This window comes from Brevundimonas sp. EU05-FHT14B11 (assembly GCF_058790835.1).
On sequence record NZ_JBYTCY010000003.1, the window covers coordinates 493,016 to 505,303 of the forward strand.

The 12,288-nt window shown below is 68.2% G+C and carries 7 protein-coding genes; 4 read left to right on the forward strand and 3 right to left on the reverse strand.

The window, feature by feature from the left end:
* The first annotated feature begins 7 nt into the window (after positions 1 to 7).
* Both AC3WRV_RS15720 and AC3WRV_RS15725 read left to right on the forward strand, forming a co-directional pair.
* Entirely contained in the window at positions 8 to 1,492 is a 1,485-nt protein-coding gene (locus tag AC3WRV_RS15720) for an NfrA family protein (protein WP_492313977.1), read from the forward strand.
* Positions 1,493 to 1,637: 145 nt separating this feature from the next.
* Positions 1,638 to 2,600, forward strand: coding sequence for an HNH endonuclease (locus tag AC3WRV_RS15725; RefSeq protein WP_492313978.1), 963 nt, complete (start codon positions 1,638 to 1,640; stop codon positions 2,598 to 2,600).
* Here the strand turns inward: AC3WRV_RS15725 and lepA are convergent.
* Positions 2,569 to 4,377 (reverse strand): translation elongation factor 4, encoded by a 1,809-nt coding sequence (lepA, locus tag AC3WRV_RS15730; protein WP_492313979.1) that lies wholly within the window; start codon positions 4,375 to 4,377, stop codon positions 2,569 to 2,571. The two genes, AC3WRV_RS15725 and lepA, sit on opposite strands and share 32 nt — an antisense overlap.
* A gap of 228 nt (positions 4,378 to 4,605) precedes the next feature.
* On the opposite strand from lepA, the gene AC3WRV_RS15735 reads away from it, so the two are divergent.
* The gene (locus AC3WRV_RS15735) at positions 4,606 to 5,751 is read left to right on the forward strand and encodes an efflux RND transporter periplasmic adaptor subunit (RefSeq protein ID WP_492313980.1); all 1,146 of its coding nucleotides are present in this window, start codon (positions 4,606 to 4,608) and stop codon (positions 5,749 to 5,751) included.
* Positions 5,752 to 5,760: 9 nt separating this feature from the next.
* Entirely contained in the window at positions 5,761 to 8,874 is a 3,114-nt protein-coding gene (locus AC3WRV_RS15740; protein ID WP_492313981.1) for an efflux RND transporter permease subunit, read from the forward strand.
* 22 nt (positions 8,875 to 8,896) lie between these two features.
* Here the strand turns inward: AC3WRV_RS15740 and AC3WRV_RS15745 are convergent, their stop codons facing one another.
* Positions 8,897 to 9,370, reverse strand: a complete 474-nt coding sequence (locus AC3WRV_RS15745) for a hypothetical protein (RefSeq protein ID WP_492313982.1) — start codon at positions 9,368 to 9,370, stop codon at positions 8,897 to 8,899.
* Positions 9,371 to 9,448: 78 nt separating this feature from the next.
* A complete protein-coding gene (locus AC3WRV_RS15750; RefSeq protein ID WP_492313983.1) occupies positions 9,449 to 12,097 on the reverse strand; it encodes a TonB-dependent receptor in 2,649 nt (882 codons plus the stop codon).
* Positions 12,098 to 12,288: the final 191 nt, after the last annotated feature.

Sequence of the window (12,288 nt, forward strand, 5' to 3'; positions counted from 1 at the left end):
CCCCGCCGTGAACCGCTCCCTGCTCCTCGCCTCCGTCGCCCTCGCCGCCACCGGCGCCGTGGTCCTGACGCCGGCCGACGCCCGCGCCCAGACCGTGGCCGCCCAGGCGGACGGCTACGCCGACGCGACCGCCGCCTACCAGGCCATGGGCGCCGGACGCCCCGCCGACGCCGTGGCCCCCGCGGCCCGCGCCGTCGCCGCCGCGCCGGACAATCTGGATTGGCGGCTGCTGCTGGCCGACGCCCTGACCGGATCGGGAGACCATGCGGGCGCGCTCGCCGCCCTGCAGCCCGTGGCCGGAAGCTGGGATCACCGGGTCCAGACTCGCCGCGCCGAGGCCGCGCGCCAGACCGGCGATCTGGAACAGGCGGTGGAGGCCTACGCCCTCGCCGCGCCGCTGGCCCCGACGGCGGAGAGCCGCGCCTATCTGACCCGCGTGCGGGCGCAGGCCCTGGTCCAGCTCGGCCGCACCGGCGAGGCTCGCACGGTCCTGCGCGAAGCCGCCGCCGGCGGCACGCTGCCGGGCGACGCACCGCTGGACTTCGCCTACGCCGCCGTCGGCGCGCGCGACGACCGGCTGGCCGTTCAGGGCTTCGCCGCCGCCGACCGCGCCGAACCGCTGAAGGGCGCCCAGGCGCTGGACGCCGCCTATGCGGCCCGCCGCGCCGGCCAGGACGCCGAAGCGATCACGTGGCTGGAGCAGGGCGCGCGCACCCTGCCCGCCGCAGAGCTGACGCCGCAGCGCCGGCATGAAATCGGTCGCGAACTGCAGACGCTGGAACATCGCGTCGGCGGGACGGTGACGGTTGCGACCGGCCCCGCGGCCAGTGCGACGACGCTGGTCAACGCCGGCGGCGACCAGGTCACCCAGGTCGGCGGCGAGGTCTGGGCCCGGGTCGGCGGCGACAACAACGGCCGCCCGGTGCAGGTCTTCGCCCGCGCCTACCAGACCGTGGACGCCGACACCGGCCCGACCGGCGGCGACAGCACCCAGGGCTGGGTCGGCGTGCGCTGGAAGCCCTTCACTGAGACCAATCTCTCGCTGGAAGCCAGCCGCCTGATCGCCATCGGCGACGCGGCGCGCGACGACACCATGCTGCGCGCCGCCTGGTCGGCGGACGTGGGCGGCGACCTGCGCTACGACCGCGACGCCTGGCCCTCGGCCCACGTCTATGTGGACGCCGCGCGCCTGCTGGAGGACGAGCAGACCTACGCCGTCGCCGACGCCAACATCGGCTGGACCTGGGTCGCCTCCGAAAGCCGCCGCGACACCCTCACCGCCGGCGTCGGCGTGCGGGCCGACTACGACAGCCTGCGCGCGGAAGAGTGGGCGGTCTCAGCCGGCCCGCGCGTCGCGTGGCGCAACTGGATGGGCGGCGACGACGTGCGCGCGCCGGGGCGGTATCTGGATGTGTCGCTGGGGTACTATGCGCCGATCGGCGACGGGCCGCGGGATGCGGGGGTGGTGGCGGCGGTGACGTTCGGGTTCTAAGGTCGCCCGCACCTCCCGCGCCCACCGCAAGAATGGATCGCACCATCGACGCTCAACACTAGTGGAAGTTGGTACGAACCGAGCTACACCTACCGTGGATAGGCAAATCCACGGCGCTGTAGATCGGGGCGGAGCGTACCAAGTCGTGAAGGGCGTTTTTGATACGAAGCCGGGCTCCGGCTATGATGATAGCGCTGATCGGTATCATTTTCCGGCGCGACGAAACTATCTCGACGTCGCGCACGCCGTGGTCGGGGACTGGATTGTCTACCGTGAGCCCCAACGGAATGGAGGGCGGCGCGCCTATATCGGCGCCGCTCGCGTGACATCAGTTGAACCGGATGCCCAGCAGCCGGATCACGCATACGCTCACACCGCTGACTACTTCCCGTTCGACCCGCCAGTTCCGTTCGCGGGAGGGCCTGATGGGAGTTACTGGGAGACCCAGCTCCGTGCGGTGGAAAATCCCGCTCGAGTTGGCCAGGTCCTGCAAGGCAGGTCGATGCGTCTCATTTCCGAAGAAGACTTCGCCGCTATAATCTCGCGAGGACTCGGAGAGACTTTTTCTATCGACAATGTCGCTCGATACGGGCCTGGCGTGACGGAAAATCAGACCCACCCGCTCTCTGGCTACTCAGAACTGCCCGGAGAGGATTTCGTTCGGCGTATCGAACGCTCGCTGACCAACCGCAAAATCCGAGATGCGAACTTTCGTCGCCTAGTCTGCCAGGCATATGGCCACACCTGCGCCGTCACCGGCCTACGCATTCTTGACGAAAGTGGCCGTTCTGAAGTGCAAGCCGCTCACATTTGGTCAGTCGAGCAAGGCGGTCCAGACGTGGTGCAGAATGGAATTGCGCTTTCAGGCACAGTCCATTGGCTGTTCGATCGGCACCTCATTTCACTGACAGAGGACTATCGGCTCGTAGTGGCCCGCGACCGCATTCCCGCAGAGTTGCTGAGTCTCTTCGAGAGGCAGATGGCTCGTATCCGCCTTCCCAAAGATCGAAACTTTTGGCCAAATCCAAAGTACGTCCTGCGTCACCTTGAGGCTTTCAGGGCCGCCCGCTTAGCCCTCAATCCTCATCCATCTTCAGCGCCGCGATGAACGCTTCCTGCGGGATCTCCACCTTCCCGAACTGCCTCATCCGCTTCTTGCCGGCCTTCTGCTTCTCGAGGAGCTTCTTCTTCCGGGTCGCGTCGCCGCCGTAGCACTTCGACGTCACATCCTTGCGCAGGGCGCGGACGGTTTCGCGGGCGATGATCTTGCCGCCGATGGCCGCCTGGATCGGGATGACGAACATGTGGGGCGGGATCAGCTCCTTCATCTTCTCGACCATGCCGCGCCCGCGCGTCTCGGCGCGGCCGCGGTGGACCAGCATCGACAGGGCGTCGACCGGCTCCGAGTTGACCAGGATGCTCATCTTGACCAGATCGCCGGTCTTGTAGCCGGTGATCTCGTAGTCGAAGGAGGCGTAGCCCTTCGAGATCGACTTCAGCCGGTCGTAGAAGTCGAACACCACCTCGTTCAGCGGCAGCTCATAGACCACCAGGGCGCGGGAGCCGACGTAGGACAGCTCCAGCTGGGTGCCGCGGCGGTCCTGGCACAGCTTGATCACGCTGCCCAGGTAATCGTCCGGGGTCAGGATGGTCGCCTTGATCCACGGCTCGCTGATTTCCATGATCTGCATCACGTCCGGCAGGTCGGCCGGGTTGTGCAGGTCGATGGTGGTGCCGTCGCGCTGGGCGATCTTGTAGACGACCGACGGCGCCGTCGCGATCAGGTCGAGATTGAACTCGCGGCTCAAGCGCTCCTGGATGATCTCCAGGTGCAGCAGGCCCAGAAAGCCGCAGCGGAAGCCGAAGCCCAGCGCCGCCGAGCTCTCCATCTCATAGGTGAAGCTGGCGTCGTTCAGGCGCAGACGGGCGATGGCCGCGCGCAGGTCCTCGAAATCGGCGGCGTCGACCGGGAACAGGCCGCAGAAGACCACGGACTGGACCTCCTTGAACCCCTTCAGCGGTTCGGCGGTCGGCTTCTTCTCATCGGTGATGGTGTCGCCGACGGCGGCGTGAGCCACTTCCTTGATCTGGGCGGTGATGAAGCCGACCTCGCCGGCCGACAGCTGGTCGACCGGGGTGTTCTTGGGCAGGAAGACGCCGACGCGGTCGACCAGGTGGGTCGAGCCGTTCTGCATGAATTTCACGCGCTGGCCGGTCTTCAGCACCCCATCGAAGACGCGGACCAGCAGCACGACGCCCAGGTAGGGGTCGTACCAGGCGTCGACCAGCATGGCCTTCAGCGGCGCGTCCGGATCGCCCTTGGGCGGCGGCAGCTTGGTGACGATGGCCTCGAGGACGTCTTCAATGCCGAGGCCCGACTTGGCGCTGGCCAACACGGCCTCGGAGGCGTCGATGCCGATGACGTCCTCGATCTGGGCGCGCACGCGCTCCGGCTCGGCGGCGGGCAGGTCCACCTTGTTCAGGACCGGCACGATCTCGTGGTTGTTGTCGATCGCCTGATAGACGTTGGCCAGGGTCTGGGCCTCGACCCCCTGCGAGGCGTCGACGACCAGCAGCGAGCCCTCGCAGGCGGCCAGCGAGCGCGAGACCTCATAGGCGAAGTCGACGTGGCCGGGCGTGTCCATCAGGTTCAGGACGTATTCGAGACCGTCCTTGGCCTTGTAATTCAGGCGCACCGTCTGCGCCTTGATGGTGATCCCCCGCTCCTTCTCGATGTCCATGTTGTCCAGAACCTGGGCGGACATTTCGCGCGCGGTCAGGCCGCCCGTGAACTGGATGAGCCGGTCGGAGAGCGTGGACTTGCCGTGGTCGATGTGCGCGACGACGGAGAAGTTGCGGATGCGGTCGATGGGAGGGGTCGTCATGGTCCGGCGCGCCTAGCACGACGCACGGGAAAGCGCCAACGCAACGGGATATCCCTCCGGCTCCGCCACTGATTTCGTTACTGATTACTTCCGCGTAAGGCGCCGCTTTGTCGTTTCCGAATGCCGGCGAAATCTGTATTCAACGACTGATGACAACCGGACGCCCACAGGGGCGTTCCTTCCGTCCGGGCCCGCGGCTCCCCACCGCGCCGGCCCACAGGGGATCAGATGCCGATGAGACTCCGCAACACCTGGACCGTCACTGCTGCCGCCTTGATGGCTGTGAGCGTGGCCGTGGCCGCCTGCGGCGGCGGCGACGAGAAGGCCAAGGAGGCCGAGAAGAAGGCCGATGCCGGTCACGCCAGCGGTCAGGCCGTCACGGTGCAGGCCGCGACGCTGCAGAACCTGACGCGCACGATCACGGCCTCCGGTTCCGTCTCCGCCTGGGAAGAGGTCCCGGTGGGCGCCGAGACCGGCGGACTGACGGCGACGGCGGTCTATGTCGACGAGGGGACCTACGTCCGGCAGGGTCAGCCTCTGGTGCAGATGAACGACGCCCTGCTGCGCGCCCAGCTGCGCCAGCAGCAGGCGGGAGTGCAGACGGCCGAGGCCAATGCGGCGCGCGACGACGCGGCGCTGGGCCGGGCCCAGGAACTGAAGACCCGCGGCTTCCTCAGCCAGGCGGGGCTGGACACGGCCCTGGCGAATCAGCGCGCCTCGCAGGCCAATCTGGCCTCGGCCCGCGCCGCCCTGTCGGAAACCCAGACCCGCCTGTCGCAGGCCACGATCAAGGCGCCGGTGTCGGGCCTGGTGATCAGCCGCAGCGTCACGCGCGGCCAGATCATCTCGGCCGGAACCGAACTGTTCCGCATCGTCCGCGACGGCCGGCTTGAGCTGGACGCCCAGGTGCCCGAGACCGACCTGGCGCTGGTGCGCGCCGGCCAGACGGCGACGGTGTCGTCCGATCAGGTGGGCGACGCTTCGGGCCGCGTGCGTATCGTGACCCCCGAGGTCAACCCGGAGACCCGCCTGGGCGTAGCCCGCATCGCCCTGTCGGGCAGCGGCTTCCGGCCCGGCATGTTCGCCCGCGCCCGCATCGACGTGGGCGACCAGCCCGCCGTGACCGTGCCGACGGCCTCCGTGCTGTACCGCCAGAACAAGCCGGGCGCCTTCGTGCTGCGCACGGACGGGACGGTCCGTTTCCAGGTCGTGACGGTGGTCTCGCGCAACGGGGACCGCACGGCGGTGACGGGTCTGAACGCCGGGGCCCAGGTGGTGGTCGACGGCGCCGGCTTCCTGGCCGAAGGCGACCGCGTGACGGTTTCCGCCCCGACGCCGGCGGCGGCGCCCCGCGCTCCCGCGGCCCGGCAGTAGGGCCCCCAGATGAACCAGATTTCCTCCTGGTCGATCCGGAACCCCATTCCGATCATCCTGATGTTCACGCTGCTGACCCTGGCCGGGATCATCAGCTTCATGGGCATGCGGATTAACAACAATCCGGACATCGACTTCCCGCTGGTCAACGTCACGGCCGTCCGCCCGGGCGCCGCGCCCAGCGAAATGGAAGTCCAGGTGACGCGCCTGGTCGAGGACTCCCTGTCCGGCCTGTCCGGCGTGCGGCACATCACCTCCCAGATCACCGACGGGGTCTCCAACACCCAGATCGAGTTCGAACTGGGCACGGACACCGAGCGCGCGACCAACGACGTCCGCAACGCCATGAGCGGCCTGCGCGCCGACCTGCCGCAGGACATGCAGGAACCCAGCGTCCAGCGCATCGACATCACCGGCGACAGCCTGATCACCTGGGTGGTCCGGTCGCCGACCATGACGCCGGAACAACTGAGCTGGTTCGTCGACAACGACATCAGCCGGGACCTGCTGGCCGTGCGCGGCGTGGGCCAGGTCAATCGCTCGGGCGGCGTGGACCGGGAAATCCGGGTCGCCCTGGACCCCGACCGCCTCGCCTCCTTCGGCGTGACCGCGGCGACGGTCAGCCAGGCGCTGACCTCGGTGAACAGCGACCTGCCCGGCGGGCGTGTGACCATCGCCGGTTCGGAGCGGTCGATCCGCACCCTGGGCTCGGCCGGATCGGTCGAACAGCTGCGCGAGACCCTGATCCCGATCGGCGGCGGCCGCACGGTCCGGCTGGGCGACCTGGGCACGGTCGAGGACCACTGGAACGAGCCCCGGACCCTGGCCCGCTACAACGGCCAGGAGGCGGTGACCTTCAACTTCCTGCGCTCGCGCACGGCCAGCGAGGTCGCGGTCGCCGAAAAGGCGCGCGAGGTCGTCGCGGAGATCGACGCGGCTCACCCCGAACTGAGCATCGAACAGGTCAACGCCAACGTCGAGTTCACCGAGGAGAGCTATCTGGCCTCGGTCGAAGCCCTGATCCTGGGCGCCGTGCTGGCGGTCGTGGTGGTGTTCATCTTCCTGCGCGACTGGCGGGCGACGATCATCACGGCGGTGGCCATGCCCCTGTCGCTGATCCCGACGTTCGCGGTGATCGGGCCGCTGGACCAGTCGCTGAACGGGGTAACCCTGCTGGCCCTGTCGCTGACGGTCGGCATCCTGGTCGATGACGCGATCGTGGAGATCGAGAACATCGTCCGGCACATGCGGGACGGGAAGACGCCCTATCACGCCTCAATGGAGGCGGCGGACGAGATCGGCCTGGCCGTCGTGGCGACCACGGCCACCATCATCGCCGTGTTCGCGCCCGTGGGCTTCATGCCCGGCATCGTGGGCCAGTTCTTCAAGGCCTTCGCCCTGGCGGCCTGCGTCTCCGTGGCCTTCTCGCTGGTGGTCGCCCGGACGCTGACGCCTCTGATGGCGGCCTATCTGCTGAAGCACCACAAGCACGAGGACAGGGATCCGCCATGGATGGGCGGCTATCTGAAGGCGCTGAAGTGGAGCGTGACCAACCGCTGGAAGGTCTTCGGCCTCGGCACCGGCTTCCTGCTGGCCTCGGTGGGCATCATCGCCAGCGGCGCCGTCCCGTTCGAGTTCATGTCGGCGGGCGATCAGTCCCGCGCGGCCTTCTCGGTCGAACTGCCGCCGGGCGCGACCCTGCGCCAGACGGATGACGTGGTTCAACGCCTGACGCGTGATCTGGAAGCCCGGCCGGAGGTGACCTCCGTCTACGCCCAGGTCGGCGGTCAGAGCGTCGTCCAGGCCAACATCTATGCGGACATGGTCCCCAAGGGCGATCGCAAGATCACCCAGCAGGAATTCCAGCGGGTGATGGTCGACGGCTGGAACGACGTGCCGGGGGTCCGCATCGGCGCCGGCGCGGCCCAGGAAGGCGGCGGGCCCAGCGACGGGACCAGCTATACCTTCGCCATCCTGAGCAACGACGGCGACAAGCTGGAAGCCGCGGCGCGCAAGATCGAAGCCGAGATGCGCTCCGTCGACGGCCTGGCCAACGTCGTGAACACGGCGTCGATCGCCCGCCCCGAAATCCTGGTGACGCCCCGCGCCGACGAGGCGGCCCTGATGGGGGTGTCGACCGGCGACATCTCGCAGACCATTCGCGTCGCCACGATCGGCGACGTCGAGCAGAACCTGCCCAAATACAATCTGGGCGACCGGCAGGTGCCGATCCGGCTGCAACTGACCGAAGGCGCGCGTGAGGACCTCGCGGTGCTGGAGACCCTGCGCGTGCCGACCAGCAACGGAGGGGCGGTCCCGCTGAGTTCGGTGGCCGATATCGCCTTCGGCGCCGGCCCGTCGGAAATCCGCCGGCAGGACCGGGCGCGGATCGCCTCGATCACCGCCGAACTGGACGGCATCCGGTCGGGCGACGCCGCCAAGCGTGTCGCTGAGCTGCCTTCGGTGAAGACCCTGCCGGAAGGCGTCCGCGAGGTTCCGGCCGGCGACGCCGAATTCATCCAGGAGATGGTCACCGGTTTCGCCATCGCCTTCGCCACCGGCCTGTTCCTGATGTACGCCGTGCTGGTGCTGCTGTTCCGCAGCTTCGCCTTCCCGATCACCATCATGGCCTCCCTGCCGCTGGCGGTGGGCGGGGCGCTGGCGGCGCTGATGATCGGACAGTCCAGCTTCTCGATCTCGTCCCTCATCGGCGTGCTGATGCTGATGGGGATCGCGGCGAAGAACTCGATCCTGCTGGTCGACTACATCGTCATGTCCGAGAAGGCCGGGATGACCCGCTTCGAGGCCATCATGGACGCCGCCCACAAGCGGGCGCGGCCCATCCTGATGACCACCTTCGCCATGGGCGCCGGCATGCTGCCGGTAGCCATCGGCTGGGGCGCGGACGTCGAGTTCCGCCAGCCCATGGCCATCGCCGTGGTCGGGGGACTGATCTCGTCCACCTTCCTGTCGCTGCTGTTCATCCCGCCGATCTTCACGATCATCGACGACATCGCCAAATGGATCTCGCGCCACCTCGGCGGCGGGTTCGCCGCGCGCCGCAACGAAGGCCACGCGCCGGCTCCGGTGCGCGAAGAGCCCGCGTCCTGGACCACGGACTGAGGCCTGGAGCCGCCCGCCCCGATCAGGGTGCGGGCGGCGTCCGGCGGGCGGCGGCGACGAAGGCCGCGGCGTCCGCATGAAGCGGGCCGTCCTGAACCATCCTCCCGTCGCACAATACCCCGATCAGCGCCGCCGAGGGTGACCCCGGGGCCGCATCGCCCCAGTTCGGGCGCTCGCGGGATTCCCGGCTCAGCTCGCCCTCGGTCAGCGACATCGTCACGGCTTCCATGGCCGAGGCCTGCCGCGCGTCGCAGTTCACCAGGAAACGCCCCAGCATGTAGTCGCCGATGGCGGCGTCACCCGGGTCCCGCCAGGCGATGATGATCCGGACCTCGAGACCGTCGGGGCCGGAGACCGCCGGCCGCGCCTCCCGTCCCACCACCCCCGGCCCGAAGGTCATCAGCGGCGTCCAAGGGCCGGACTGATCCTGGGCGGCGGCCGGATGGGCGGCGAGCAGCGCCAGGGCGGCGGCGGCGAACAGCGGACGGCGGACCATGGCGATCTCCTTCACCCAAAACAAAACCGGCCGGGGTCGCCCCCGGCCGGTTCCACGATCCGCCTTTTGGCGAAGCGATCAGTACTTGAAGCGCAGGGTCATGCCGTAGGTGCGCGGCTGGCCCAGGAAGGCGTTGTAGGTCTGGGTGTCCAGAGCCTGGTTGTAGTAGGTGCCCGGGTGGCTGCCGGCGGCCTGGACCGTCGACTGGAAGGCGGTGCCTTGCAGCGGACCGTTGTAGCCGACCTGCAGGTACTCTTCGTCGGTGATGTTCTGGCCCCAGAGCTCCATCGTCCAGCGCTCGTCCTCGGAACCGATCGAGATGCGGCCGTTCACCGTGGTGAAGGCGTCCTGCATCTTGAAGGGCGAGAGGTCCGAACCGGTGTTGTATTCCGACATGTACTTGCCGGCGAGGCTGAAGCCGCCGCGCAGGCCGCTGCCCAGGTTGCGCTCGAAGTTGATCGACAGCGAGGCCGAGTACTCCGGGGCGAACGAGGGACGCGAGCCCGGCAGCAGCGAGGCGGCCGGGAAGTTGTTCGGATCCACCAGGTCGGCGGCGGTGAACACGCCGTACTCCGCGTCGGTGTAGGTCACGCCGCCCTGGAAGCTCAGGCCCTCGATGGGCGAGAACCAGACCATGTCGGCGTCGATGCCGCGCGAGGTCAGCTCCGGGATCGGCTCGACCGTGAAGCCCACGCCGTTGAAGGTGTTCAGCTGGAAGTTCTCGAACTTCTGGTCGAAGTAGGTGACGTTCAGCAGCAGGGTGCGGTCCAGCAGCGTCATCTTCACGCCGGCTTCGTAGCTGTCGACGTACTCGGACGGGAAGTACAGCGTCGACACCGGAGTGATGGTGCCGGTGCGGTGCACGCGGTCCAGGTTGAAGCCGAAGCTCTTATAGCCGCGAGCGTACGAGCCGTAGAACATGACCGAGTCGTTCAGGCGGTAGGACGCCTTGATCGTGCCGGTCAGTTCGCTGTCGTCCGCGTCCTCGGCGATCGTGCGGTTGTTGAACGCGCTATTGGCGAACGGCAGGCAGAGAGCGCCCAGGATGCCGCCCACGTTGGCCGCACCGGCCGCGCCGGCGATGGCCGCCGCGTTCAGCTGGGCCGCCGTACAGGCGGCGCCATTGCCGCCGACGTTCAGCTGGCGCGCGTCGAGGGACTTGTCATCCATCGTGTAGCGCAGGCCCAGCGTCAGATCGAACTGGTCGGTGACGTGCCAGGTGTTGTTCGTGAAGAGCGCGAACGAGGTCGATTCCTGGTCGTAGGTGTCGCGATAGCCCTGGCCGACGGTGAAGCCGGGGCCGCCGCCTCCGACCGCGCCGCCGCTCCCCAGACACTCGCGCAGGCCGAAGGGCGGGGCCGGGTTGGTGGCGACCTGACCGGCACGGGTGAAGCAGGGGACGATGTTGGGGCTGATCGGGACGGCGCCGGCGGTGGCGGCGTTCAGGTTCGCGCTGAGCAGGTACGAGATGAACGGCGTGTAGTCGGAGCCGAAGTACCAGCTGTCGTTGCGGGTGATCTCTTCCTTGGTGGCGAAGAAGCCGACCAGCCAGTCGAGGCGGTCGGTCTGGCCGGCCAGGCGGAACTCCTGCGTCAGGTTCTTGACGCTGTAGCCGTTGTCGCCGTCCTGGTTGCGGTAGGCGATGTCCGCGCCGGTGTAATCGATGTCCTGGCCCAGGGTGGTCGCCCATTCACGCCACGAGGTGACCGAGGTCAGGGTCGCGCCGCCGAACAGCGACGGCATGTCGAAGTTGGCTTCGAGCGAGACGCCCTTGTCTTCGATTTCCTGGCCGCTCGAACGGTTGGCGTAGGCCAGGCGCGAGAAGGGCAGCGGAGCGAAGCCGGGCGCGGGCGGACGGGCGCCCGAGCCGTTCGACAGCAGGTCGATGAAGGCCTGGGTCGGACCCGAACGGATCTGCACGCCGGTGCAGCAGTATTCGTCGCGCGAGGTGTAGTCGGCGATCAGGCGGAACGAGGTGTTGTCGTTCGGCAGCCACAGCAGCTGGCCGCGGACGGCGCCGAAGTCCTGGTTCTGGTCGTCGGTCTCCGGACGGGGGCCGTCGCCGATGTCCACGTCATAGAAGCCGTCGCGCACGCGGCGGGCGGCGTACAGGCGGAAGGCCAGGGTGTCGGTGATCGGGCCGGTGACCGAGCCCGAACCGCCCATCGCGCCGTAGTTGCCGACGGTCAGTTCGGCGTTGAAGCCCGGGGTGAAGGACGGGGCTTCGGTGATGATGTTGATGACGCCGGCCGAGGTGTTCTTGCCGAACAGGGTGCCTTGCGGACCCTTCAGGACCTCGATGCGGGCCAGTTCGCCCAGGTCGCCGAAGCCGACCGAGTTGCGCGAGCGATAGACGCCGTCGATGACGACGCCGACCGAGCTTTCCAGGCCGGGGTTGTCGCCGACGGTGCCGACGCCGCGGATACGGGCGGTGGTCGAGGCTTCCGACGACGTCGAGGTGACGGTCATGCCCGGCGTCAGGATCTGCAGGTCCTTGATGTCGCGGACGCCGGCGTTCTGCAGCGTTTCCGCCGGCAGGCTGGTGACCACGATCGGCACGTCCTGAAGGTTCTGCTCACGCTTCTGGGCGGTGACGATGATGTCGTCGATGGTCGTCGGGCCGTCCTGGCCCGCGCTCTGGGCCGACGCGGTCCCGGCGATGCCGAAGGCGCAGGCGCCCACGACAGCGGCCGAGACGGTGGTGCGAAGAAGGTTGGTAAGGCGCATGCAATGGCTCCCCGACATAGGCCCGACCCCGTGTTGTGACGGTGGTCGTGGCGTTTCCTGATCCCTTGGTCCGCGCCCTTATCGTGGAGCGCGAAACTCCAGTATCCGGGGTAACTCAGGCAGGACTCAGCGACAAGGAGCGCTGGTCGCCCAGATCGAATTTCGCCAGTGCGTGAAGGCTAACTGTGACG